Annotated in this window: 25 protein-coding genes; 21 read left to right on the plus strand and 4 right to left on the minus strand. The window is 70.3% G+C overall.

Annotation, left to right across the window (positions count from 1 at the left end; all coding sequences use genetic code 11):
• Positions 1-29 precede the first annotated feature (29 nt).
• Both IEY63_RS07875 and IEY63_RS07880 read left to right on the plus strand, forming a co-directional pair.
• Positions 30-1,487, plus strand: coding sequence for a DNA-3-methyladenine glycosylase 2 (locus IEY63_RS07875; RefSeq protein WP_189068427.1), 1,458 nt, complete (start codon positions 30-32; stop codon positions 1,485-1,487).
• Between the two features lie 71 nt (positions 1,488-1,558).
• Positions 1,559-2,410: an isocitrate lyase/PEP mutase family protein gene (locus tag IEY63_RS07880; RefSeq protein ID WP_189068428.1), complete on the plus strand. Its 852-nt coding sequence runs from the start codon at positions 1,559-1,561 to the stop codon at positions 2,408-2,410.
• Here IEY63_RS07880 and lepB read toward each other — a convergent pair.
• From lepB to IEY63_RS07895, 3 genes are read right to left on the minus strand one after another with little or no spacing between them, the layout of a single operon-like run.
• On the minus strand, positions 2,393-3,106 hold the full coding sequence (gene lepB, locus IEY63_RS07885) for a signal peptidase I (protein WP_189068429.1): 714 nt from the start codon (positions 3,104-3,106) through the stop codon (positions 2,393-2,395). The two genes, IEY63_RS07880 and lepB, sit on opposite strands and share 18 nt — an antisense overlap.
• Complete coding sequence (locus IEY63_RS07890) at positions 3,103-3,444, minus strand: hypothetical protein (protein WP_189068430.1); 342 nt, start codon at positions 3,442-3,444, stop codon at positions 3,103-3,105. The genes lepB and IEY63_RS07890 overlap by 4 nt, the downstream gene beginning before the upstream one ends.
• Positions 3,441-3,758, minus strand: a complete 318-nt coding sequence (locus tag IEY63_RS07895; protein ID WP_189068431.1) for a PadR family transcriptional regulator — start codon at positions 3,756-3,758, stop codon at positions 3,441-3,443. The genes IEY63_RS07890 and IEY63_RS07895 overlap by 4 nt, the downstream gene beginning before the upstream one ends.
• A gap of 264 nt (positions 3,759-4,022) precedes the next feature.
• Between IEY63_RS07895 and IEY63_RS07900 the strand changes: the two genes are divergently transcribed.
• The 6 genes from IEY63_RS07900 (at position 4,023) to IEY63_RS07925 (ending at position 10,872) form a co-directional block, all read left to right on the plus strand.
• Complete coding sequence (locus IEY63_RS07900) at positions 4,023-5,378, plus strand: FAD-binding domain-containing protein (RefSeq protein ID WP_189068432.1); 1,356 nt, start codon at positions 4,023-4,025, stop codon at positions 5,376-5,378.
• A 73-nt stretch (positions 5,379-5,451) separates the two neighbouring features.
• Complete coding sequence (locus IEY63_RS07905) at positions 5,452-5,967, plus strand: DinB family protein (protein ID WP_189068433.1); 516 nt, start codon at positions 5,452-5,454, stop codon at positions 5,965-5,967.
• Positions 5,952-6,812, plus strand: a complete 861-nt coding sequence (locus IEY63_RS07910; RefSeq protein ID WP_229784562.1) for a hypothetical protein — start codon at positions 5,952-5,954, stop codon at positions 6,810-6,812. The genes IEY63_RS07905 and IEY63_RS07910 overlap by 16 nt, the downstream gene beginning before the upstream one ends.
• Before the next feature lie 22 nt (positions 6,813-6,834).
• Entirely contained in the window at positions 6,835-7,419 is a 585-nt protein-coding gene (locus IEY63_RS07915) for an NUDIX domain-containing protein (protein ID WP_189068434.1), read from the plus strand.
• 2 nt (positions 7,420-7,421) lie between these two features.
• The gene (locus IEY63_RS07920; protein WP_189068435.1) at positions 7,422-8,036 is read left to right on the plus strand and encodes an IMPACT family protein; all 615 of its coding nucleotides are present in this window, start codon (positions 7,422-7,424) and stop codon (positions 8,034-8,036) included.
• Positions 8,029-10,872: an ATP-binding protein gene (locus IEY63_RS07925; protein WP_189068436.1), complete on the plus strand. Its 2,844-nt coding sequence runs from the start codon at positions 8,029-8,031 to the stop codon at positions 10,870-10,872. Before IEY63_RS07920 ends, IEY63_RS07925 begins: the two co-directional genes overlap by 8 nt.
• 2 nt (positions 10,873-10,874) lie before the next feature.
• Here IEY63_RS07925 and IEY63_RS07930 read toward each other — a convergent pair whose 3' ends face one another.
• Positions 10,875-11,309, minus strand: a complete 435-nt coding sequence (locus IEY63_RS07930; protein ID WP_189068437.1) for a hypothetical protein — start codon at positions 11,307-11,309, stop codon at positions 10,875-10,877.
• 312 nt (positions 11,310-11,621) lie between these two features.
• Here IEY63_RS07930 and IEY63_RS07935 point away from each other — a divergent pair, with 312 nt between their 5' ends.
• The 13 genes from IEY63_RS07935 to IEY63_RS07995 all read left to right on the plus strand — a co-directional run bounded on the left by IEY63_RS07935 (position 11,622) and on the right by IEY63_RS07995 (position 25,010).
• On the plus strand, positions 11,622-11,957 hold the full coding sequence (locus tag IEY63_RS07935) for an NADH-quinone oxidoreductase subunit A (RefSeq protein WP_062159186.1): 336 nt from the start codon (positions 11,622-11,624) through the stop codon (positions 11,955-11,957).
• A 100-nt stretch (positions 11,958-12,057) separates the two neighbouring features.
• On the plus strand, positions 12,058-12,594 hold the full coding sequence (locus IEY63_RS07940; protein WP_046843307.1) for a NuoB/complex I 20 kDa subunit family protein: 537 nt from the start codon (positions 12,058-12,060) through the stop codon (positions 12,592-12,594).
• Positions 12,582-13,289, plus strand: a complete 708-nt coding sequence (locus IEY63_RS07945; RefSeq protein ID WP_308425222.1) for an NADH-quinone oxidoreductase subunit C — start codon at positions 12,582-12,584, stop codon at positions 13,287-13,289. The genes IEY63_RS07940 and IEY63_RS07945 overlap by 13 nt, the downstream gene beginning before the upstream one ends.
• Positions 13,290-13,459: 170 nt before the next feature.
• Positions 13,460-14,629, plus strand: a complete 1,170-nt coding sequence (gene nuoD / locus IEY63_RS07950; protein WP_229784575.1) for an NADH dehydrogenase (quinone) subunit D — start codon at positions 13,460-13,462, stop codon at positions 14,627-14,629.
• A 47-nt stretch (positions 14,630-14,676) separates the two neighbouring features.
• The gene (nuoE, locus tag IEY63_RS07955) at positions 14,677-15,300 is read left to right on the plus strand and encodes an NADH-quinone oxidoreductase subunit NuoE (RefSeq protein WP_189068438.1); all 624 of its coding nucleotides are present in this window, start codon (positions 14,677-14,679) and stop codon (positions 15,298-15,300) included.
• Positions 15,297-16,640, plus strand: coding sequence for an NADH-quinone oxidoreductase subunit NuoF (nuoF, locus tag IEY63_RS07960; protein WP_189068439.1), 1,344 nt, complete (start codon positions 15,297-15,299; stop codon positions 16,638-16,640). The genes nuoE and nuoF overlap by 4 nt, the downstream gene beginning before the upstream one ends.
• 37 nt (positions 16,641-16,677) lie before the next feature.
• Entirely contained in the window at positions 16,678-18,849 is a 2,172-nt protein-coding gene (gene nuoG, locus IEY63_RS07965; RefSeq protein ID WP_189068440.1) for an NADH-quinone oxidoreductase subunit NuoG, read from the plus strand.
• The gene (nuoH, locus tag IEY63_RS07970; RefSeq protein WP_189068441.1) at positions 18,849-20,006 is read left to right on the plus strand and encodes an NADH-quinone oxidoreductase subunit NuoH; all 1,158 of its coding nucleotides are present in this window, start codon (positions 18,849-18,851) and stop codon (positions 20,004-20,006) included. The genes nuoG and nuoH overlap by 1 nt, the downstream gene beginning before the upstream one ends.
• Positions 20,007-20,042: 36 nt before the next feature.
• Positions 20,043-20,582, plus strand: coding sequence for an NADH-quinone oxidoreductase subunit NuoI (gene nuoI / locus IEY63_RS07975; protein ID WP_189068442.1), 540 nt, complete (start codon positions 20,043-20,045; stop codon positions 20,580-20,582).
• A 115-nt stretch (positions 20,583-20,697) separates the two neighbouring features.
• Positions 20,698-21,333, plus strand: a complete 636-nt coding sequence (locus tag IEY63_RS07980; protein ID WP_189068443.1) for an NADH-quinone oxidoreductase subunit J — start codon at positions 20,698-20,700, stop codon at positions 21,331-21,333.
• Entirely contained in the window at positions 21,333-21,635 is a 303-nt protein-coding gene (gene nuoK / locus IEY63_RS07985; RefSeq protein WP_062159180.1) for an NADH-quinone oxidoreductase subunit NuoK, read from the plus strand. The genes IEY63_RS07980 and nuoK overlap by 1 nt, the downstream gene beginning before the upstream one ends.
• A 10-nt stretch (positions 21,636-21,645) precedes the next feature.
• A complete protein-coding gene (gene nuoL / locus IEY63_RS07990; RefSeq protein WP_268239648.1) occupies positions 21,646-23,568 on the plus strand; it encodes an NADH-quinone oxidoreductase subunit L in 1,923 nt (640 codons plus the stop codon).
• Complete coding sequence (locus IEY63_RS07995) at positions 23,565-25,010, plus strand: NADH-quinone oxidoreductase subunit M (RefSeq protein WP_189068444.1); 1,446 nt, start codon at positions 23,565-23,567, stop codon at positions 25,008-25,010. The genes nuoL and IEY63_RS07995 overlap by 4 nt, the downstream gene beginning before the upstream one ends.

A 25,010-nucleotide genomic window follows, 5' to 3' on the forward strand; every position in this document is an offset into this window, starting at 1 on the left:
GCCCCGACCCGCGCCGCACAATGGCCGCCATGAACCGCAACGACCGGAACGCCCCAGCCAGTCGGCCCCCCCCGACCGGCGCCGCAGACGCGCCCGTGAGCCTCCCCTACGCCCGGGACTTCATGCTGGGCCGCATGTTCGCGGCCGACGCCGCCTTCGACGGACTGTTCTACACCGGCGTGACCAGCACCGGCATCTACTGCCTGCCGTCCTGCCGGGCCCGCAAACCCCGCGCGGAGCACGTGCAGTTCCACGCGACGCCCCTTGAGGCGCGCGCGGCGGGCCTGCGCGCCTGCCGCCGCTGCCACCCCGACGCCTACCGGGGCGTGCCCCCGCACGAGGCGGCCCTGATGGCCGCGCTGGGCAGCGTGCACGTGCCCGACGTGCCGGACGTGCGCGCCCTGGCCGCCGCGCTGCACCTCGGCGAGAGCGCCCTGCACGCGCACTGGCGCGCACTGTTCCAGGTGACGCCCGGCGAGTGGCTGGCCCGCGAACGCGTGCGGCTCGCCGCGCGGGCCCTGCGGGACACCGGGGAGCGCGCCGCGGCCATCGCGTTCGGGGTGGGTTTTGGCAGCCTGTCCGCGTTCGGCGCGCAGTTCCGCCGGGTGATGCACCTGACCCCACAGGCGTGGAGGGTCGCCGGGCGCAACGGCGGCCTGACCCTGACCCTCCCGGCGGGCGTCCCGCTGGCGGTCGTGTGGCGCGACCTGAGCCGCGACCCCCGCAGTGTCACGCAGCGGGTGGACGCGCCCGCGGGGCGCCTGACCTTCGCCTGGACCCTCCCCACCGGGCCGCAGCGGGTCGCGCTGCACGTCACCGCTGGGAAGGTCGAGGTTCACCCGGACGAACCGGACCGCCTGAGCAGTCCTGACTGGGAGGCGCTGCACGCCCTGACCGTCCGCGCGCTGGGCCTGCACACCCCGCAGACGGGCCGCGGGTGGCCGGTACCGCTGGCCCCGCAGCCCTTCGATGGCCTGATCTGGGCAGTTGCGGCGCAGCAGGTGACCTTCGCGCAGGCCTGCCGCGTTCGCCGCACACTGACGGAACGGCACGGCACGCCCGTCGCAGGTGACCTGATCGCGCCGCCCACCGCCGCGCAGCTGAGCGCGCTGAACGACGCCGACCTGCGCGCCGCCGGACTGACCGACGCGCGAGCGGCCCTGATGCGCCGCCTCGCGGGCCGGGCCGCGCGGCATGAACTGAACTTGGACGCCCTGGCCCGCGGCACGGTCAGCGCCGCCCGCCGCACCCTGCTGGCCGTGCCCGGCATCGGCCCCTGGACGGCCGAGTACGTGCTGCTGCGCGTCCTGGGCTTCCCCGACATCGTGCCCGACGGTGACGCTGCCCTGGCCGCCAGCCTGCGCCGCACCCACGCCCTGCCCACGAAACCCACGCCCGCGCAGGTGCAGGCCCTGCTCCTCCCGCACGCGCCGCGCCGCAGCCAGGCCGTGCTGCGCGCTTGGCACGCCGCTCTCGACCGCACGTAAGACGTGCCCCGCCTCCAGTCCGGCCCGCAGAGGCACCGGACGTCCTTCCCCATGCCGCAAGGAGCCCAACGATGATCCGACCCGACCACGCCCGCACCCTCCACGACCTGCACGCCCCCGCTGGTGGCGGCCTGATCCTCCCGAACGCCTGGGACGCCGCCAGCGCCCGCACGCTGGAGCACGCAGGCGCCCCCGCCATCGGCACGACCAGCGCCGGAATCGCCTTCGCGCTGGGCTACCCGGACGGACAGATCGCGCCCGTCGGGTTACTGCTGGACGCCCTGGCGCGCATCGTGCGGGCCACCGCCCGGCCCGTCACCGCTGACCTGGAAGGCGGGTACGCCCCTGACCCAGAGGGCGTCGCGGCGACTGTGACCCGCGCGCTGCGGCTGGGCGTGGCGGGCCTGAATCTGGAGGACGCCACCGGCACGCCCACCGACCCACTGCGCCCTGTGCAGGAGCAGGTTCTGCGGCTGCGTGCCGCCCGGCACGCCGCTGACCGGCTGGGCGTGCTGGCCTACCTGAATGCCCGCACCGACACGTACCTCGCCGGCTTCGGGGCCACCCCCGCCGAACGTTTCGCGGAGACCGTCCGGCGCGGCCGGGCGTACCTGCACGCCGGGGCGGACAGCGTGTTCGTGCCCGGCCTGACCGACCCCGCCACCCTGCGCGACCTGCGCGCCGCGCTGGGCGGCCCGGTCAGCGTGATGCTCCTGCCCAGCGGTCCGGACGCCCACACCCTGCTGCGCGCCGGGGCCAGCCGTGTCAGCACCGGCCCCGCCCTGATGCTCGCCGCACTGGGGCACACCCTGAGCCTCACCCACGACCTGCTGGGCCCCGGCACGCCGCCTGCCACGCCCGGCCCCGACTACGCGCAGGTGCAGGAATGGTTCAGTGCGGGTCCGTCACTCGCTCAGCAGTAGGCGCGGATTCCAGTGAGCCGGGCCGCTGAGCTGCACGCGCCGCTCGGGGTGCGCCTGCCCGTCGCAGGGGGCCTGCGCGTGCTCGGGGACGGTCAGGGGCCACACGCTGGCGACGGCCCGCCCGGCGATGTCGGCGGTATCTACTGGCCCGAACACGCGGCTGTCGAGGCTGCCGCCCTCGCTGCGGTTGTCGCCCATCACGAAGTACGCCCCGGCGGGCACGGTAACGGCGGGCGTGTTCGCCAGAGGGCTGGCGGTGTCATGGCAGCTGGCGGCCCAGTACCCCTGCGTGCGCGCCTCAGGGAGCGGCTGGCCGTTCACGAGGACGGTGCCGCCGCGCACCTGAACGGTGTCGCCGGGCAGTCCCACGACGCGCTTGACGAGGTACGGGCGGTACGCCCAGGGAAGGGCCACGCCCCGGTACTCGCGCGTCCACTCGGCGGCGGCGCTGCGGGGCGGTTTGAACACGACCACGTCACCGCGCGCGTACGTGCCCAGCCCGGCGCGGTGCGCCCAGCCCTCGACCTTCGGGACGACCAGCTGTTCGCCGTGGCGCAGGCCAGGCAGCATGCTCGCGCCGTCCACGCGCACGGCGGTCGCGCCGAACTGCGTGACGAGCAACGCGACCAGGACGGGCGATCCCCACTCCTGCCAGAGGGTACGCCAGCGGCCCGGGCGGCCCTGCGGCGGGGTCACCGGCCCACCTGCGCGGCGGGTGCAGGGGCGGGCGGGGTGTGGGTGCCCAGCGCGTACGCCGCGCCGCCCAGCAGACCCGCCGCGAGCAGCCAGCGCAGCGCCAGCCCCAGCGTGTACGTCCGCGCGAAGCGCAGCGCGGTCAGGGGAGCGGGGCCCGCGTCCCGCACGGCCTGTGTCCAGGCCTGCGCCTCGTCCAGGCCGCGCAGGCGGGCGTTCAGCATGTCCAGGTGCAGGTGCCCCAGCAATTCGGCCTGCACGACCCGCGCGGCGCGCGGGGGGATCAGGCAGGTCACGCGGCGCAGGTAGGCGCGCACCTCGCGCGGGGGGGTGCCGCTCACCAGAGGCCCCTCAGCGCCCGGTCGAACGCGTGGTAGCGCTCGCGGCGCCGGGCGAGTTCCTCGCGGCCCGCGTCCGTCAGGGTGTACGTCCGCACCGGGGGGCCGCCGCGCGCGGGGCTGGCCTCCTGGGCGCGCAGGAACCCGGCGCGTTCCAGGCGGTGCAGCGCGGGGTACAGACTTCCCGCGTTCAGGCGGATGTGCCCGTCCGTGCCGCTCTGGACGCGCGCGGCGATGTCCTGCCCGTAGCCGCCCTCGCGTTCGAGGACGCTCAGGAGGATCAGGTCGAGGTTGCCCTTGAAGAGGTTCGGATCCACGGGTATCAGAGTCCGATATCAGCATGTGATGCCGGTGAGCCGCTGGCCTCTCACAGCGGTTTCCAGTTCCATTGAAGGGCCAACACCACGCCCTTCAATTCCACTTCCAACCGCTGGTGTTGTCAGGCGCTCGCTCTGCGGCGCAGCTCTTCGAATCCGCTCGTTCAGGAGTATGGAAGGTACCTTCCATACTCCTGAATGCTGCTGTCGCCTCTGCACGCGACCGTACGGTCTGACCGGGCGGCCCCCTGCCATGCTGACCGCATGACCGCCCCGCCCGCCGACCTGCCCCTGGACCTCCCGGACGCGCAGCTGCCCGGCGTGCTCGGCGCCGCCCTGGCGGGCCTGTACACCGGCGAGCCGCGCCTGCCCGCCCGGCCCGGTGGGCGCGCGGCGGGACTGGCGGCGCTGCACGCCTGGACCGGCGCCGGGTACCGCGAGCGCAACCACCTGTCGGGGAACGTGTCGCGCCTGAGCATGTACCTGCGGCACGGCATGATCGGCATCCGCGAGGTCGCCGCGCACGCCCGCCACGTCCTGCGGGGCCGCGAGCGGGACGAGTTCCTGCGGCAGCTGACCTGGGGGGAGTTCTTCCGACTGGTGCTGCGGCAGGAGGGCGCGCGCGTGCTGGACAACTTGGAAGAACCCAAGTACCCCGCCCGCTGGACGGACGCGCTGCCGGACGACGTCCGCGTGGCGCGCACGGACCTGCCCTGCGTGGACGCCTGGGTCACGCATCTGATCCGGGACGGCTGGCTGCACAATCATGAGCGGCTGTGGTTCGCGGCGTACCTGATCCACTGGCGCGGGGTGCACTGGCGGGCTGGGTACGCCTTCTTCCGCGAGCATCTGCTCGACGGGGACATTGCCAGCAACGCCCTGTCGTGGCAGTGGGTGGCGAGCACCTTCAGCAACAAGCCGCACGTCATGAATCAGGAGAACATCGAGCGCTTCAGCGGGGGCCGCTGGTGCCGGGACTGCACCGCGGATTGCCCGTTCCGGGGTAGCTACGAGGAGCTGGAGGCGCGCCTGTTCAGCGGCCGCCTGACCGAGGAGGCCCCGACGCCCGATGACGCCGGGGACCCCCGCCGTGCCGCGCCAGCAGCAGAGGTGGCGGCCGCGCCGATCCAGCCGACCGGGCCGACCTCCCCGCGCGTGGTGTGGGTGCACGGGGACGGCCTGTCCGTGACGGACGCGGCCCTGAGCGCCTGCCCGGACGCCCCGGCGCTGTTCGTGTTCGACCGGCCGTTCCTGTCCGGGACGCCCATCGCGTTTCCCCGGCTGGCGTTCATGTACCAGGGCGTGCGGGACCTCGCCGCCGCGCGCCGGGCGCCCACGCACGCGCGGGTGGGCGCGGTCGCCGGGGAGCTCGCGGCGTTCGCGCGCGCTTACGGGGCGGGGGAACTGCACGTCACGCGGAACTTCACGCCGGAATTCACGCGCATCCTCGCGGGCGTGCGCGCCGCGCACCCGGACCTGCGGCTGGTCGTGCACGATCCCGAACGCCTGACGTCGTACGACGGGCCGGTGCGGCGCTTCTTCGGCTTCTGGAAGAAGGTGGAACGCGAGGTCCTGCAGAGCGCCCCCAGCCCGGACGCCCCCCAGCGCGGCCACCGCTGACCCACCCCGGTCCTGGGGCCGGGTGTTCATCTGGCGGATGCGCCCGCCCGCCGGGGTGGGGGAGACTGCCTGCATGACCGTACCGAATGCCGATCTGCGCGCCACGTACGCCTGGGCCCGCGTGGGCCGCGAGCGCCTGCTGACGTGGCTGGAATCCCTGCCCGGGGGCGTGTACACCCTGGAACGTCCGGACTTCGCGTTCGGCAGCCTGCGGAACGTGCAGGTGCACGTCGCGGACTGCTACCGCGTGTGGCTTGCGGCGCGTGGTCTGGGCGAGACCGTCGTGCGGCTCGACCCGGGCGCGTTGCCGGACGTGGCGGCCCTGCGTGCCGTCTACGCGGACGTGGACGCCCTGGTGGACCGGGCGCTGAACGCCTTCACGCAGCCGGACGAGCCGCGCCGCGTGCCCTTCGGGGACCGGGAGCTGGAGGTCACGGGCCGCTGGCTTTTCATGCATCCCCTGACGCACGAGTTCCATCACAAGGGCCAGCTCCTGACGATGGGGCGCGTGCTGGGCTTCCCGTACCCGGCGGGGCCGGACACGGACCTGGGCCTGCCGGAGGAAGCGGCGGCGTGGCTGAGTTCTTGAACGTCCTGAACATCCCGGTGGACCCCGCGCTGCTGGCGGCGTGGTGCGGCTGGCTGGCCCCGGCGCGGCAGCCGTTCTACCTGACCGGGGCTGAAGCGGACGCGCTGGGCCTGGAGGCGCTGGGGCTGGACACGGTGCCGCGCGCCGGGCTGACCCTGACCCCCGAGGAACGCGACACCATCACCGAGTGGACCATCTCTGCGCTGGCGGACCGGGTGGCGTGGCTGACCCTGGCGGACGTGGACGCCCTGCCGCCCGGGTCCCGCCGGGCACTGCTGCGCGCGCAGGTGCGCCACGGGCGGGGCAACGTCCCATTGGGCCGCGCCTTCCCGGAGCTGGGCCTGCCGCCGGGCCGGTTTCTGTGGCGGCCCGAGCAGCTGACCGCCGGGGTGCTGGCGCGGGTCGTCGCGGCGCCTGGCGTGCCCTGCCAGCGCTTGGAGGTCCCGCTGGAGGTGTGGCGCGCGGCGCAGGAGGTGCTGCCGGGCGCGCGGGCGCTGGCAGGTTCGTTCCCGCAGGGCAGCGCGGGGAACTGCTTTGGGACCGTGATGGGCGCGGCGGGGACCAGGGGCGCGGCGGCCGAGTGGATGCAGCGCGAGCCGTTCGAGGCCTTCCTGCACGCCCGCACCCGGCCCGGCGGGCGGGACGATCAGCCGGGTACGGTGCTGCTGTGGCGATCCAGCAATGGGCTGGCGCAGCATGCCGCTGTGACGCTGGGCGGCGGCTGGGCGCTGCACAAGGCCGCGCAGACGTGGTGGACGCCGCGCGTGGTGCTGCCCACCGCCACCCTGATCCGCGTGAGCCGCTCGGCGGGCTGGCGGCTCTCACGCCGTCACCTGCTGGCCTGAGCGGCTCTGGTAGCCTGCGGGCATGACTCACCCGAACTGGGCGGCGCTGACCGAGGACGACACGCAGCCGTGGGAGACCCTGGATTCACGTCAGCTTGTGTCGGGGTTCCGCACCGTGTTCGAGGACCGCGTGCGCCTGCCCAGCGGTGTGGAGACCACCTACCAGTACCGCCCGCGCGGGCCGCGCGCGGTGTTCGTGCTGCCTGTCACCCCGCAGGGTGAGGCGGTGATGATCCGCCAGTACCGGTACCCGCTGCGCGCCACCGTCACCGAGGTTGTCGCGGGCGGCGTGGAACGCGGCGAGGAGCTGCTCGGGGCGGCCCAGCGGGAACTGCTGGAGGAGGTGGGCGGCGCGGCCGCCGAGTGGGTGGCGCTGCCCGGGTTCTACCCGCAGCCGAGCATCAGCGGCGTGATCTTCTACCCGTTCCTGGCGCTGGGCGTCACGCTGGGTGACATGCACCACGAGGACACCGAGACCATCGAGCGCGTGACCTTGCCCCTGGCCGAGGCGTACCGCCGCCTGGATGCCGGGGAGATCCTGGATGGCCCCAGCAGCCTGACCCTGTGGCACGCGCGCGCCGTGCTGGCCGGGCGGGGCCTCCTCTGACCGTGGCTGTCCCGGATCTGCCCGCGCCATTCACGACCCTGGCCGGACCGCACCGGTTTGACGCGGTCATCGAGAACAGCGAGTTCTTGGCCTTCGCGGACCGCGCCGACACGCCCGGCGATGCCCTGGCGCAGCTGGCGGCACTCCGGGCGCGCTACCCGGTCGCCACGCATCACTGCTGGGCGTACCGCATTGGGGCGGCGTACCGCTTTGGTGATGACGGCGAGCCGGGCGGCACGGCCGGCGCCCCGATCCTGCGGGCCATCGAGGGCCAGGGTGTGGATCACGTGATGGTCATCGTCGTCCGCTTCTACGGCGGCGTGAAACTGGGCACCGGCGGGCTGGTCCGCGCGTACGGGGGCAGCGCCGCCGAGTGCCTGCGCACCGCCGCGCGTCTCCAGGTCCGCCCGCGCCGCACCGTCCGCGTCGCCGTGCCGTTCGACGCGGTCGGCGGGCTGTACCACTTGCTGGGCACCTGGGACGTCACGCGCGGCGAGGAGGCGTACACGGCGGGCGGCGTGGAACTCGACGTGCACCTGTACCCCGAGGACACGGACGCCTTCGCGGCGGCCCTGCGGGACGCGACGCGTGGCGCGGCGGTGACCGACCTTGACTGACGCGCCCCCCCGGCCCACGCCCGCGCTGACCACGCTGGGCGGCCTGAACCTGCGCGGCTTCCGCAAGGTCAAATCCCTGCTGCTGCTCGTGTACGTCGCATTCGAAGGCCCCACGCCGCGCCGCACCCTGGCGACCCTGCTGTGGCCGGGCGCCGCCCGACCGGAAGGGAGCCTGCGCGTCGCCCTGCACGCCCTGCGCGAGGTGCACCCGGACGCGCTGGGCGGCGAGGACCGCCTGACCACTCCTGTGACCAGCGACGCGGTCCAGCTCCTGACCCTGCGCGGCGAGGCCGCCTGGGCCGCCTACCCCGGCCCGTTCCTGCACGGCGTGCCCCTGAGTGGCGTGTCCGCCGAGTTCGAGGAATGGGTCGAGTCGCAGCGCGAACGCCTCGCGCGGCACGTGCAGGAAGAGGCGCTGCGGGCCGCCGAGACGGCCGAACCTGGCCGCGCCGCCACCTGGGCCGAACGCGCCTACCGCACCCCCGCCGCCCCACCCCCCGAACCGGACCTGCTGCGCCGCCTGCTGCCCCTCACGCTGCCCGGCTCGCCCCTGGAAGCCGAGGTGCGCGCCGAACTGAGCGAAGTCGAAGCCGCCGCACCCACCCCAGCCTCCACGCCCCGCTCAGGTGCGCGCATGCTGGGCCGCGAGGCAGAACTCGCCGCGCTGCTCGCCCGGACCCTCACCCCGACCCCCGAACAGCCGGGCGGCGTGGCCCTCATCACTGGGCCCGGCGGCATCGGCAAGTCCACCCTCACCCGCGAACTCCTGCGGGAACTCACGCGCCTGGACCGCCCCGTCACCCTGGTCGACGCCGAGGGCGCCTCCAGCCCCGCTGAACTCAGCGCCCGCATCGCCGCCGCCCTCACGCCCGGGGAGGCCGCCCCGCCCACCCTGGCCGCCCTCGCCGCCCGCATCCCCCCGCGCTCAACGGTCCTGCTCGACGGTGCGGACGCCCTCCCGGAACTACCAGACCTCCTCAGCAGCCTGCGCCGCGACCTGCCCGGCGTGCACTGGGTGATCAGCAGCCGCCGCAGCCCCCCTGGACTCCTGACGCCCGGCGACCTCCTCCTGCCCCTCGCGGGCCTCCCGCAGGCCCCACCGGAAGCGGACCTCGCCCAGATCGCCGCGAGCAGCGCCACGCAACTCTTCCTGCGCGAAGCCGCCCGCACCCGCCGCGACCTCACCCTCACTGCCGGGAACGCCGCCCTGATCGCCGGCCTCACCCGCCGCCTCCAGGGCCACCCCCTCGCCCTGGCCCTGGCCGCCTCATGGCTGCGCGTCGAGACCCTCGACGCCGTGTACACCCGCGTACTGACCGAAGCCGCCCAGCTCACCCCGGAAGGCGGCGGCAGCGACGGACGGCGCGGCCTGAACGCCGTCGCCCGCCGCTCCTGGGACCTCCTCACCCCGGACCAGCAACACGCGGCGCTGCGCCTGACCGTCCCCACCGACCTCGACCCCGCCGATGCCCCCCACCTGGGCGTCCCCGCACACCTCATCGACGAGCTGCTCACGCACAACTTCCTGGAAGCGCACCAGCCCGGCACGGAACGCCTGCGCCTGTACCCCGCGCTGCGCGGCCTGCTGACTGAGCAGGCCGCCGCGCATCCGGGGCTGATCGCGCAGGCGCGCGCCGACCACGCCCGCCACTACCTGACGTGGTTCACCGCCCAGGCCCCCGAAGCGCCCCAGGTGGACGCCGAACGCGACAACATCACCGCCGCCCTGCACGCCGCCCTGGAGCGCGGCGAAGCCACCGCCGCTCAGATCGATCACTTCCTGGCGCACCACGACCGGCGCGGCCTGCACAGCAGCGGCACCGACACCTTCGCCGCCCTGGCCGACGCCGCCGAGGACGCCCGCGCCCCCGAAAGCGTGCAGGCCGCCGCGCAGATCGCCAGCATGTGGCTCGCCTTCCGGGCCAACCGCCTATTGGATGCGCAAACTCTCGCTGGGCACTTCTTGGCAGGACCACTGGCCGCCAATCCTGCTAGCCGCATGAAAGTTCTCAACACATTGTCAGCAGTTCGGGGCGTGCAGGGCAAAATACAGTCCGCAGTCGATTTGCTGGAACAAGCTGTGACGCTGTCTGAGCGTCTGGGTGATCGCACGCGGGAATTGTATTACCGGTTGAACCTTCTGACTTACCTGACCTTCCTGGGTAACGCGGCAGAACTTCAGCAGCTGCTAACTACTTTGGAGGCGCAGTTACCGCAGTTACCAGAAGCGACTGCGTGGCAGGTGCGGCAAGCTGCGCTGGGAGTCCGCTTGCATCTGCCTGGTACAGATGACGATCGTGAGAGGCTCTTGGCGGAAGCTGAGGCGCTAGTTATTGCGGGTCGAACTCTGCACATTCAGGCGCTAGAGTCTGAAGGGCACGAAGGAAGAACCCGTCTTGCCCTTCTTTTACGGCGCTGGCGCCAGGCAGAAGATTGGCTGAAGGCATGGCGAGCTCACCTAATCGCTTCGGGGGACGTCATAGACCAGCCCAGTCTGTTCCTGATTGAATCTGAATTGCACTATGCCCGCGGGCGAGCAAGACAAGGTCGCCGCAGTGCCTTATTGGCGCTCCGTGGTGCGGAGCGGACTGGAAATCCCTGGATACTTTTAGAGCTATTAAAACTCACTGCTCGTGATTTGCATGCCTGTGACCCGGAACGGCTCTTGGTTTGGGTGCAGCAAGCTGCTGCTGCTCCGAACATCCACAGTCAACAACGTGCCCATATGAAACAGGCACTCTATGAGATGTACGGCCAGCAACCTGCAGAGCAGGGAGCTGACCTAGCATTTCCAGCTCTCCGTTTATGGCTAACTGAACACTTAGATGGCAGTTGAACTCAGGGACCGAGAACAGGCGGCGGCCACGTTACGTCTGGTTCATCGGTGCCGCTTGGAGAGGGCATGTTTGGCGTAGCGGGTTCGAACATGGCGGGCTGGGTAGTCTTGTTGCCCTGGTTCAGGTTTTCGACGTAGTACAGGGGCCAGCCGTTGCAGAGCATCTGCGCGTAGCCGTACCAGTTGTCCCCGGTGCGCTCCTGGGTGGTGAAGGTGGGGCCGCTGGGCAGGCTGGTGACGACGGGCATGGGGACGTACTGGCGGACGAAGCTGCTGTTGTACTGGGGCCAGGTGTCGCCGAAGGGTACTTCGTACCGGCCGCTGTAAGCCTGGTGCAGTGGGGTGTAGATGAACAGGGCGTAGTCCTTGCCCTTGCGGGTGGCGTAGAGCTGCCCGCCCTTGACTGTGATGCCGTCGAACGTCTCGGTTTGCGTCATGGAACCTCCGTTGAAGTGTGGTGTGCGCTGCATTGTAGGTCATTGGTGTTGAGTTCCGGGTCATGAGTGTGTGCGGGTGGGTGCGTGGTCGGGCTGGTGCGGACCTTGCGCTGTGAGGTGGTTGCATTTCGCTGCGTGTCGTGTGAACCGTGATAAAACTGGGGTGTACCAACAGTTTTATGGAAGTGCAGTTCGTTTTTAGGACTTCTCTTTTTTCCAGATCCTAGTGCCGTTTTTCACGAGCAGTATGGGGTGAGGGGCGGCGCAGACGCAGAAAGGAGACCGACCATCGAATACGCCAACTTCGTCATCATGCTGCTCGTCGCGCTCGGCATCGGCATCATTGCTGTGCTTGCTAGCGCCCTCCTCGGCCCCAAGAAGGCCAGTCGAACCAAACTCATGGCCTACGAGAGCGGGAACGACCCCGAACGCGGCGGTGTCGGCACCGGCCAGCGCTTCCCCGTGCATTTCTACCTCGTGGCCATGCTGTTCATCATCTTCGACATCGAAACCGCCTTCTTCTACCCCCTGGCCGTCGCGTACCAGAAACTCATCCCCTTTGCCTTCTTCGAGGCCGTCACCTTCGTGCTCCTGCTGCTCGTCGGGTACGTGTACATCCTGAAAAAGAAGGTGCTGGAATGGGCCTAAGAGCGCTTACTCCTGCGTCGGCGAATCAAGAGAGGCGAAGGGCCGCCCCTGAGCCTGGGGCCACCGGACGCTCAGCAGGCCACACCGTGGAGGTGCGCCCATGCCACTGAAGGAACTGTTCGAGAAGGACTGGCAGGAACTGGAGTCCGAGGGGATCCTGTTTTCCAGCCTGGAGAAGCTAGTCGCGTGGGGGCGGAGTAACAGCCTGTGGCCCGCGACGTTCGGGCTGGCGTGCTGCGCCATTGAGATGATGAGCTCCACCGACGGCCGCAACGACCTGGCGCGCTTCGGGAGTGAGGTGTTTCGCGCGTCGCCCCGGCAGGCGGACGTGATGATCGTCGCGGGGCGCCTGAGCAAGAAGATGGCGCCGGTCATGCGCCGCGTGTACGACCAGATGCCCGACCCGAAGTGGGTGATCAGCATGGGCGCGTGCGCCAGCAGCGGCGGCATGTTCAACAACTACGCGATTGTGCAGAACGTGGACAGCGTCGTGCCGGTGGACATCTTCGTGCCCGGCTGCCCCCCCCGCCCCGAGGCGCTGATCTACGCCGTGATGCAGCTCCAGAAGAAGGTGCGCGGCGAGGCGTTCGACGGGCTGGGGCAGCAGCTGCCCATGGTGGACGCATGGACCCGCTGAAACCCGCAGACGCGAAACCCATGGGCCGCGAGGGCGTCGCGCAGTCCAGCACCAGCGCCGCGCCGGTCGTCCCGTCCCCGGTCCCGGTGATTCCGGCTGCGCCCAGCCGCGACGTGACCGGCCTGATCGCCGAACTGGGCCTGACCGAGGATCACGCCGCCGAACCCACCGCCCTGGTCACGCCCGGCGATCTGCACCGCGCCGCGCAGGCCCTCAAAGATCACGGGTTCATGCTCATGGACACCGTCGGCATCGACTACAGCACCTACACCGAGGCCCGCCCGAAGCGCTTCGCGGTGCTGCACAACATCTACCACCCGCGCGACCACCGCCGCCTCTTCCTGCGCGTGTGGCTGGACGACGGCGAGACCCTGCCCAGCCTGTACCCGATCTGGCGCGCCGCGAACTACCTGGAACGCGAGGTGTACGACCTGATGGGCGTCACCTTCACCGGTCACCCCGACCTGCGCAAGGTCCTCACGCCCGACGACCTCGAAGGTCACCCGCTGCGCAAGGACTTCCCGCTGGGCGAGACGCCCACCCTGTTCCGCGAGGGCCGTCACCTCGACCCAGCGGCGTTCCGCGCGGGCCTCACCGGGCGCGACGCGGGACTCACCGGATACCGCGGCGAACTGCGCCGGGGCCGGGGCGAGGACCGCCTGCCGCCCGTCATGCCGGAAGGAGGGCCCAAGTGACCACGACCGACAAGCCCGGCACTGGTCAGCAGGGCGCCGCTCAGCCCAGCCGTCCGGCCCCCACGCACGGCGCGCAGGCCCCCGGCGGGACGCTGGCCCCCGAGCAGATGCAGCCCGACCATCAGGAATCCACGAGCGCCGAGCGCCTGCACGGGCAGACCGAAGGGCAGATGCACACGCAGATCATGAGCCTGAACGTCGGGCCGCAGCACCCCAGTACGCACGGCGTGCTGCGGCTCGTGGTGGACATGGACGGCGAGTACGTCGTGAAGGTCACCCCGCACATGGGGTACCTGCACACCGGCTTCGAGAAGACCTTCGAGAATCGCACGTACCAGCAGGGCGTGACCTACGCGCCCCGCACCGACTACCTGCACTCGTTCGGCCATGAACTCGCGTACGTCCTGAGCGTCGAGAAACTCCTGCAGGCGGACGTGCCCGAACGGGCCACCACCGTGCGCGTCATCCTGCACGAACTCGGACGCATCCACAGCCACCTCGTGTTCGTCGGCACCGGCCTGCTCGACCTGGGCGCCCTGACCCCGTTCTTCTACGCCTTCCGCGAGAAAGAAGCCCTCCAGGACCTGTTCGAGGCGGTGTGCGGGTACCGCATGAACCAGGGGTACTTCCGCGTGGGCGGCCTGTACCGCGACATCCCGGGCGACTGGGCGCCCCGCGTGGAGAAGTTCCTCGACCAGATGGAACGCGGCGTCACCGAGTACAGCACCCTGTTCGCGCAGAACCCCATCTTCCTCGACCGCGCTAAAGGGGTGGGCGTCATCCCGCCCGAGGTCGCCATCGACCTGGGCCTCACCGGACCCAACCTGCGCGCCAGCGGCGTGCCCCTCGACCACCGCAAGGACAACCCCTACTGCGGCTACGAGAGCTACGACTTCAACGTCATCACCAGCACCGACGGGGATTCCCTGGCGCGCTTCAACATGCGCCTCCTCGAATTCGGCGAGAGCATCAAGATCGTCCGGCAGGCCCTCAGGCGCCTGAAACCCGGCCCGGTCAAGGACCCCAACCGCAAGATCAGCCTCCCGCCCCGCCACGAACTCGAGACGAGCATGGAAGCGGTCATCCACCACTTCAAACTCGTCACCGAGGGCTTCCACCCGCCCACCGGCGAGGTGTACGTCCCGGTCGAGAGTGCGCGCGGCGAGGTCGGGTACTACATCGTCAGTGACGGCGGCAGCATGCCGTACCGCGTGAAGATCCGCGCGCCCAGCTTCGTGAACCTCCAGGCGCTGGAGTACGCCTGCGTCGGCGCGCAGTTCGCGGACCTCATCACGATTCTCGCCACCATCGACCCCGTGCTGGGCGACGTGGACCGCTGATTACCGGCGGACCCCGGACGTTCTCTCAATCAAGGAGTGCAGCCAATTTGAGTTACTTCGCTGAGAAACAACCACTGGTGGCGGATATCTTCAGCCGTTACCCGGATTCACCGCAGGGGCGGCGCAGCGCACTGATGCCGCTGCTGCGTGAGGTGCAGGACGCCGAGGGCTTCGTGTCCGAGGCCCGCATGGCCGAGATCGCCGCGCTGTGCGGCACGACGGCGACCGAGGTGCGCTCGGTGATGAGCTTCTACTCCACGTACCACACGCTCCCCACAGGCAAATATCACCTGCAGGTGTGCAGCACGCTGATGTGCGCGCTGGCCGGGTCGGACGAACTGTGGGATCACCTCGTGGAGACGCTGGACGTGCAGCCGGGCGAGGTGAGCGCGGACGGGCGCTTCAGCGTGCAGAAGGTCGAGTGCCTGGGCTCGTGCGGCACCGCGCCCATGATGCAGATCAACAATGACGGGTACTACGAGAACGTGGGCCCCAGCAAGTGCGCGCGGATTCTGGAGTCACTGCGGAGCGACCTGCAGCCGCTGCCGGACAATCCGGTGCCGGTGACGGTGGGCGCCGACGGGCGGCAGGTGCTGGCGACCGGGCAGGCGATCGGGTCGAGCGTGACGGGCCTGCACCGCCTGCCGGAACAGGCCGGGGGTGAGGCGTGACCGCCACGGCCCCCACCCCCCCGAAACCGATCACGAGCGCGAAGGACCCGCGCTTCGCGCCGACGCTGTACGCGCACGTGGGGCAGCCGGAGAGCTGGACTCTTGCTTACTACCGCCGGAACGGTGGGTACGAGCCGGTGAAGCGCGCGTTCGCGATGGGCCCGGACGCCGTGATCGAGGAAGTGAAAAAGTCCGGCCTGCGCGGGCGCGGCGGGGCGGGCTTCGCGACGGGCCTGAAGTGGTCGTTCATGCCGCTGAAGGACGGCAAGCCGCACTACATCATCTGCAACGCGGACGAGTCCGAACCCGGCAGCTTCAAGGACCGCTACCTGCTCTCGGAGGACCCGCACCAGCTGATCGAGGGGATGATCATCGCGGGCTACGCCATGCGCGCCAGCGTGGGGTACATCTACATCCGAGGGGAGTACGTGCACGCCGCCGAGCGCATCTGGGCCGCCATTCACGAGGCGCGCGCGGCGGGGCTGCTGGGCCAGAACATCCTGGGCAGCGGCTTCGACTTCCAGCTGTTCGTGCACCGCGGCGCCGGAGCGTACATCTGCGGCGAGGAAACCGCACTCATGAACTCGCTGGAGGGCCTGCGCGCCAACCCGCGCCTGAAGCCCCCCTTCCCGGCCGCGGCGGGCCTGTACGGGCTGCCCACCACCATCAACAACGTCGAGACCTTCTGCGCCGCCACGCAGATCCTGCGCTACGGCGCGGACTGGCACGCGGGCATGGGCACTGAGAAGAGCAAAGGCATGAAACTCTTCCAGATCAGTGGCCCGGTCGCGCGGCCCGGCGTGTACGAACTGCCGCTGGGCACCACCTTCCGCGAACTCATCTACGACTGGGCGGGCGGCCCCCTGGAGGAGATGAAGGCCATCATTCCCGGCGGAAGCAGCTGCCCCATGCTGCCCTGGACGGACGCGATTCTCGACACGCCCATGGACTACGAGGCCGTCGCGGCCGCCGGCAGCATGCTGGGCACCGGCGGCGTCACGCTGATCCCGAAGGCGGACTGCATCGTGAACGCCACCTGGAACCTCGTGCGCTTCTACGGCCACGAGAGCTGCGGGAAGTGCACGCCGTGCCGCGAGGGCATCAGCTCCTGGATGACCCGCATGTACCAGAAACTCGTGACCGGCCGCGGCCAGCCCGGCGACGTGCAGCTCATCTTGGACATGAGTGACAACATCGGCGGCCGCAGCTTCTGCGCGCTGGCCGACGCCTGCCTGGGCCCGGTCCTGAGCAGCATCAAACACTTCCGCGAGGAATACGACGCCCTGGCCACCACCCAGCAGCCCCTGTACCCCGCGCGCAAACGCTGGAGGGACGCGTGAGGCGCGTGCCGGGCCGGACCCGCCGTGAGGTGCGGACATGAAAGTTCACGTGGACGGAATTGAAGTGGAACTCCCGGCCGGCACCAGCGCCATTGACGCGGTGTTCCAGTCGGGTGGGGACGTGCCGTACTTCTGCGCGCACAAGTACCTCTCGCCGGTGGGCGCGTGCCGGATGTGCCTCGTGGAATCGGGCTCGCCCCGCAAGAACCCGGACGGATCGTTCGTGATGGAAGGAGAGGGGGACGCGGCCACGCCGAAGATCTTCTGGTTCCCCAAGCCGATGGCGTCCTGCACCATGCAGGCCACCGAGGGCATGCACATCCGCACTGCGAAAACGAGCGAGGTCGTGGCGAAGGCGCAGGCGGGCATGATGGAGTTCACGCTGCTGAACCACCCGCTGGACTGCCCCACCTGCGACAAGGGCGGCGCGTGCGAGTTGCAGGACCGCGCGTTCGAGTACGGGTATGGCGCGAGCCGCTTCGGCTTCGACCGCCGCCACGCGGAGAAGCACTACCCGCTGTCGGACTTCGTGATTCTGGATCAGGAGCGCTGCATTCACTGCAAGCGCTGCGTGCGGTACTTCGAGGAGGTGCCGGGCCAGGAGGTGCTGGACTTCATCGAGCGCGGCGGGCACACCTTCATCGATACCGAGGAGGGCGGGCTGCCCACGGGCTTTTCGGGGAACATCACGGACATCTGCCCGGTGGGGGCGCTGCTGGACAACGTGGCGCGCTTCCGGGGCCGCAACTGGGAGTACGACCACACGCCCACCACCTGCACGCTGTGCCCAGTCGGGTGCTCCATCACGGTGGACGCCCGTAACGGCCGCCTCGAGCGCATCGTGGCGGGCGAGAACCGCGACGTGAACGAGGCGTGGATCTGCGACGCGGGCCGCTTCGGTCACCCCTTCGCCAGCGAGGAGCGCCTGACTACCCCCCTCATCCGGGATGAGGACGGGGCGCTGGTCCCCGCCACCTGGGACGAGGCCATCACCGCGATCAACCGCGGCCTGCTGGGGCTGCCGCTGGCGGACCTGGGCCTGTTCGTGGGCTCGGGCGCCACGCTGGAGGAGGGCGCGGCGCTGTCAGCCCTGGCGGACGCGCTCAACGCCCGGCACGTGGATCACTTCCCGCGTCACTCGGTGTTCATCGCGCCGACCGCCACGCTGACGGACGTGGCGACCGCCGACGCCGTCGTCGTGCTGGGCGCCGACCTGGGCGAGGAAGCGCCGGTGCTGGAACTGCGCATCCTGGAGATGCTGCGCGGCGGCCTGCTGCCCGCCGAGTTCGCGCACGGCACCGCCATCGCCGACCTGCGCCTCGTGGAACGCCCCGCCCGCCGCCCCGAGCGGCTGGCCGTGATCGGCGGCGAGTCGCGCCTGTGGGGGCACGCCGGGCACCGCGTCAGCGCGAACGGTGAGAATGCCCTGACCCGCCTCGCCCACCCGGACACCGACGACCTGAAGGCCGTGCGGGCCCTGCTGGACAGCGCCGAGCGGCCCGTGCTGATCCTGGGCGCGGACGCCCTGCGCGGCGCGAGCGGCTCCGCGGCCTCACTGCTGGCCGACCTCGCCTCGCGCACCGGGGCGAAGGTCATCGCGATTCCCGCCGGGCCGAACAGCAACGGGCTGGCCGCGCTGAACCTCGTGCCCCGCACCGGCGGCCTGGGTGTCGACCGCCTGGGCGAGGTCCCCGCCGCGTTCATCAGCCGCCTCGATCCTGGCATGCGCGCGGCGGGCTTCACGGTTGTGCACGACACGCACCTGACCGCCACCGCCCAGCTGGCCGACGTGGTCCTGCCCGCCGTCACGAACTACGAGAAGCGCGGCACCGTCCAGAACCTCGAGGGGCGTCTGCTGCCCCTGAACCCCGCTGCCATCCAGAGCGGCGAGGCCGCCGACCTGATCCGCACCCTGACCGCGCTGGCCGAGGCGCTGGGTGTGAAGGCCCCCGCCCGCGGTCAGCGCGGCGCGCAGACCCTGCTGACCGAGCGGGTCGGCGTGAACACCGCCGGGATCCAGGCGGGCGGCGCGCTGCACAGCTTCGCCCGCACGTACGTGGCGCCCGCCGCGCCGCACACGCCGAAACTCTGGACCGAGCGCATGCGCTCCCGTGACCGCGACTGGGCCGAACGCATCCACGACCTCGTGGAGGGCGGCTGGACGCTGCCGGTCGCGCCCGCGGCACCTCAACCCGGAGGGGACGACTGATGCCCGACTGGCTCGCCACACTCCTGATCTCGCTGCTCAAGGCCGTGCTGGTCGTCCTGGGCCTGCTGACCACCTTCGCGTACATGACCCTGATCGAGCGGCGCCTGCTGGGCCGCATGCAGCTGCGCCCCGGCCCGAACCGCGTGGGCCCCATGGGCCTGCTGCAACCCGCCGCGGACGCCATCAAGAGCATCTTCAAGGAGGACCTCACCGTCACCCTGGCCGACAAGCTCGTGTACACCCTGGCGCCCATCGTCGCCATCGGCATGGCCCTGACCGCGTTCGGGGGCCTGCCCGCCGGGCCCGCCGGGAGCCTGTTCGGCGAGAACCCCTGGGTGTACAACCTCGACACCGGCATCCTGGCGCTGCTCGCGCTGACCAGCATGGGCGTGTATGGCATCTTCCTGGGCGGCTGGGCGTCCGGCAGCAAATACCCGATCCTGGGCGGCCTGCGGTCAAGCGCGCAGATGATCAGCTACGAACTCGGCATGGGCCTGAGCCTGCTGGGCCTGCTGATGATCGTGGGCACCACCTCCTTCCACGGCATCGTGGGCTGGCAGGCGCAGAACGGCCCGATGATCCTCTTCCAGTCGCTGGGCTTCGTGCTGTTCCTGATCTCGTCCTTCGCGGAAACGAACCGCACGCCCTTCGACCTGCCGGAAGCCGAGCAGGAGATCGTCGCCGGGTACCTCACGGAGTACAGCGCGATCAAGTGGGCGCTGTTCCAGATGGCCGAGTACGTGAACATGATCACCGCGTCCGCCGTCATGAGCACCCTCTTCTTCGGCGGCTGGAAGGGCCCGCAGTTCCTCAACGGCCTGATCCCCGGGATTTCCGACTGGCCGCTGATCTGGCTGATCGTGAAGATTGCGTTCTTCCTGTTCCTGTTCATCTGGGTGCGCGCCACCCTCCCGCGGCTGCGCTACGACCAGCTGATGCGCTTCGGCTGGAAACTCGTGCTGCCCCTGGCGCTGGCCAACACCATGCTGACCGCCGCGTTCCTCGCCTTCCGCGGCTCCGGCGGCCTGTGGTTCCTGGGCGTCCTCAGCTTCGCGGGCGTGCTCGCGCTGCTCGTCCTGAGCGACCGCGTCCGCACCCTGTGGAACCAGCCCAGCATCCGCCCCGAAGGGGACATCGTCCGCGCCGGAGGCGACTGATGCGCGCCTCCCCTCACCCCACCACAGGAGCCAACCATGGGCGTTCTTGAAATAGCCAAGGGCATGGGCGTCACGCTGGGGAAACTGTTCCAGAAACCCGTGACCGTCAGTTACCCCGAACAGCGCGCCACGCTGCAACCCCGCTTCCGCGGGCGGCACATCTTGACCCGCCACCCCGGCACGAATCTGGAAAAGTGCATCGGCTGCTCGCTGTGCGCCGCCGCGTGCCCCGCCTACGCCATCTACGTGGAGGCCGCCGAGAACGACCCGGCCGCGCCCGTGTCGCCTGGCGAGCGGTACGCGAAGGTATACGAGATCAACATGCTGCGCTGCATCTTCTGCGGCATGTGCGAGGAAGCCTGCCCGACCGGCGCGGTCGTACTGGGCAACGAGTTCGAGATGGCCGACTACCGCTACCGCGACTTCGTGTACGCCAAGGAGGACATGCTCGTCGGCGTGACCGGCAGCGTCCCGCAGCGCCGCGAGGCCGAGCGCAGAGGCAAACCCGTCCGCCTGGGCTTCCAACTCGACGGCGGGCAGCCCCGCGCGGAACTGGAAGGGGTGAAGTACCAGTGAGGGTCGATGGTCGATGGTTGAAAGTTGATGGTTGTCCTGCGTCCCGCGCCCCGCGCACGGCGTCCCTCCCACTGCCCACTGCCCACACCCCACTCCCCGTGGCCGGAGACCGCCCATGATGCTGGCGTTCATCCTGCTGGGCGCGCTGGCGATCGTGGGCGGCGTGATCACCATTGCCGCAAAGAACGCGGTGCATGCGTCGCTGGGGCTGGTGGGGACGCTGCTGTGCGTGGCGGGCCTGTTCGCCACGTTGAACGCGTCGTTCCTGGCCGCGACCCAGGTGATCGTGTACGCGGGCGCGGTGATGGTGCTGTTCCTGTTCGTGATCATGCTCCTGAACGCGAACCAGCCGGTCACGGAACGCGACCCGGTGCCGTACGTGCGGGAACTCGCCGGGATCGGCGGGACGCTGCTGGCCGGGGCGTTCGTGGTGCTGGCCTTCACGTACAGGGACCCACGCCCGCTGGCCGAGGGGGCCGAGGCGCTGCGTGGCGGGTCCGCGCTGGTGATGGGGGAGACCCTCCTGACCCGCTTCCTGCTGCCCTTCGAGGCGGTGAGCATCCTGCTGCTCGTGGCGATCGTGGGCGCGGTGGCGCTCGTGCAGCGCCCGGCCGCGCAGCCGGACGGCGTGCCGGACGAGCTGGAGGAACCGGTGGGCGCGCCCCAGCAGGAGCGGCGGCAGGTGCCGCGCGGGGCCGCCCCGGCCCTGATGCAGACCCGCGGCGCCCAGGACGGGGAGGTGCGTGCCTGATGGTGCCCACCACCTCCTACCTGGCCCTGTCCGGGATTCTGTTCGCGCTGGGCATGATCGGCGTGCTGACCCGCCGCACGGCCATCATGGTGTTCCTGTCGGTGGAGCTGATGCTGAACGCCGCGAACCTCGCGCTGGTGGCGTTCGCGCGGTCGTGGGGCGACCCGACCGGGCAGACGGCCGTGTTCATCGTGATGACGCTGGCCGCCGCCGAGGTGGCGATCGGGCTGGCGATCATCGTCGCGATCTTCCGTAAACGCGAGACCACGAACGTGGACGATCTCGCCGCGTTGAAAGGCTGAGTGGCAACCTGTGGATAGTCTTCCTGCTCTGTACCTGCTGCCCCTGTTGCCGCTGCTGGGCTTCACGGCCCTGATGGTGCTGCCGCGCCTGTTCCCCGGCAAGACGGGGGGCTGGCTGGCAACCGGGATGGTCGGCGCGGCGTTCGTCGTGGCCGTCATCCGCTACCTGAACCAGGGCGCGCCCGCCCATGAGGTGCTGTGGGCGTGGCTGCCGAACATGGCCCTGAACGCCAACCTGTCGGTGGGCTTCTGGCTCGACCAGCTCTCTGCGCTGATGGCGCTGATCATCACGGGCGTGGGCTTCCTGATTCACCTGTACTCGATCTCGTACATGGGGCACGACCCGAAGTTCACGCGCTTCTTCGCGTTCCTGAACTTCTTCGTAGCGATGATGCTGATCCTGGTGCTGGCCGACTCCTACCCACTGATGTTCGTTGGCTGGGAGGGCGTGGGCATGGCGTCGTACCTGCTGATCGGCTTCTGGTTCAACGGCCGCAACAGCGAAGCCAGTGACGCGCAGGTCCGCGCCGCCAGCGACGCCGAGGCCGTCAGCAACTCCAACGCGGCGCGCAAGGCGTTCATCATGAACCGCATCGGGGACCTGGGCTTTATGCTGGGCATGTTCCTGCTGTTCAAGCTGTACGGCACCCTGTCGATCCCCGAACTGGCCGAGCGGGTCGAGGGCGCGCAGGTGGCGCAGGCGGGCATCGAACTCGCCTGTCTGTTCCTGCTCGTCGGCGCGGTCGGCAAGAGCGGCCAGCTGCCCCTGACGACCTGGCTGCCGGACGCCATGGCGGGCCCCACGCCCGTCTCCGCGCTGATCCACGCGGCGACCATGGTCACGGCCGGCGTGTACCTCGTGGCGCGCAGCCACTTCCTGTACGACCTCGCCCCGAACGCCAGCCTGTGGGTCGCGTGGGTGGGCGGCCTGACCGCGCTGTACGGCGCGCTGTCCGCGCTGAACCAGTCGGACATCAAGAAGATCCTGGCGTACTCCACCGTGTCGCAGCTGGGCTACATGTTCCTCGCGGTGGGCCTGCACGCGTACTCGGCGGGCGTGTTCCACCTGCTGACGCACGCGTTCTTCAAGGCGCTGCTCTTCCTCGCGGCGGGCGCCGTGATCCACGCGCTGCACGAGGAGCAGGACGTGCGGAAGATGGGCGGCCTGCACAAATTCATGCCGTTCACGCACCTCGTGTCCGTGGCGGGCGTGCTGGCGATCGCCGGAATTCCCATCTGGAGCGGCTTCTTCAGCAAGGACGCGATCCTGGCCGCCGCGTACGAGCAGAGCCTGCCCCTGTACCTGATCGGGCTGGGCGTGGCGCTGCTCACCGCGTTCTACATGGGCCGCTGGTACTTCCTGGTGTGGCGCGGCGCGTACCGCGGTCACGGCCATCCGCACGAGGCGGATGCCCTCACGAAGATCCCGCTGGGCGTGCTGGCCGCGCTGGCGACCCTGGCCGGGTTCCTGAACATCCCCACCTTCCTGGGTGGCGGACACGCCTTCGACACGTACCTGGGCCGGGCGATCCCGCTGCACGCACACGAGATTCCCGTCGCGACCGAGTGGCTGCTGACCGTCTTCGCCGTCCTCGCGGGCGTGATCGGGCTGGGCTGGGCGTTCCTGGGGCACCGCCGTAGCGCCCTGACGACCGGGCCGCTGGGTGAACTCAGCCGCAACAGCCTGTACCTTGACGCGCTGTACGACAACGTCGTGTCCGCCCCCAGCCGCGCCATCGCGGGCGCACTGGACACCGTGGACCGCGGCACCGATGACGCCCTGAACGGCATCGCCCGCAACGCCAGCGGCCCCGGCGGGCTGTTCACGCTGTGGCAGAGCGGCTTCGTGCGCGCCTACGCGGTCAGCATGCTGCTCGGCACGGCCGTCATCATCGGCTACTGGGCCCTCAAGACCATCGGGAGCGGCGCATGAACTCCTTCACCGACTGGCTCCCCACCCTCATGATCTTCCTGCCCCTTGCGGGCAGCCTGCTGCTGCTCGTCACGCCGAAAACCTTCCGGGACGAGGTCGCGGGCTTCATGGCCGCCCTGACGCTCGGCGCGGGCCTCGCCATCTGGCGTAGCGGCGGCTCGGAGCTGTTCCGCTGGGACTGGATTCCCCCGCTGGGCATCACGTACTCCGTGCAGCTGGGCGGCGTGAGCCTCGCCCTGGCGCTGGTCACGGCGCTGATGTCGTTCATCGCGATCCTGTACGCCGCGCGCCGCATCCCCAACCCCGGGCCGATGCTCTCGCTGATCCTGGCGATGGAGACCGGCCTGATCGGCATCTTCGCCGCGCAGGACCTGATGCTGTTCTACGTGTTCTTCGAGGACGCGCTGATCCCGGCCCTCCTGATGCTGGCGATGTACGGCAAGGATGGGCGCATGGCCGCCCTGGTGAAATTCGCGGCCTACACGCTGTTCGGCAGCCTGCTGATGCTGGTCAGCATCATCGGCGTGCGGTACCTGGGCGGCAGCCCCAGCTTCGCCATGACCGACCTGAAACAGCACCTCGTGACCGGCAGCGCGCAGACGTGGCTGTACCTGGGCTTCCTGACCGCCATGGCCGTCAAGCTGCCGCTGTGGCCGCTGCACGCGTGGCTGCCGGACTTCCACGAGCAGAACCACGACAGCGGCGTGCCGGACGTCATGGGCACCCTGTACAAGGTCGGCGGGTACGGCATCTTCACCTTCGCCATCCCGCTGTTCCCGGACGCCAGCCTGGACCTGCGCCCCCTCCTGATGGGCCTGGCCGCGTTCACCGCGCTGTACGCCGCGTGGATCGCGTTCCGGCAGACGAACTGGAAACGCCTGCTCGCCTACGCGGGCCTCAGCCACATGGGCTTCGTGGCGCTGGGCGTGTTCTCCCTGAACGAGACAGCCGTGATCGGCGCGATGTACCTGCTTGCCTTCCAGAACCTCTACACCGGTGCGCTGTTCCTCTCGGTGGGGATGCTTCAGGAACGCATCGGCAGCCTGGAGACCCGCGTGGGCGGCGTCATGACCCAGGCGGGCGCTCTGAGTGGCCTGACCATGGCCCTGTGGTTCGCCAGCATCGCTGTGCCCGGACTGGCGGGCTTCATCGGCGAGTTCAGCATCCTGCTCGGCGCGTATCAGGTCTCGCCCTGGCTGACCTTCATCGCGGGCATCACGACCATCGCCGCCGCCGCGTACGCCCTGACCGCCTTCCAGCACACGTTCTGGCAGGCCCGCCCCGCCGGGGCTGTGCGCGTACGTGACCTCGTGCACACCGAATGGCTGATCCTGGCGGTCCCGCTGGGCCTGCTGGTGCTGTTCGGCGTGTACTCCACCCCAGCCCTGAACCTCATGCAGCCCGCCGTGCGCGCCGTCCTGAGCGCCCTGGGAGGCAACTGA

The organism is Deinococcus radiotolerans, assembly GCF_014647435.1.
GTDB classification, from domain to species: Bacteria; Deinococcota; Deinococci; order Deinococcales; family Deinococcaceae; genus Deinococcus; species Deinococcus radiotolerans.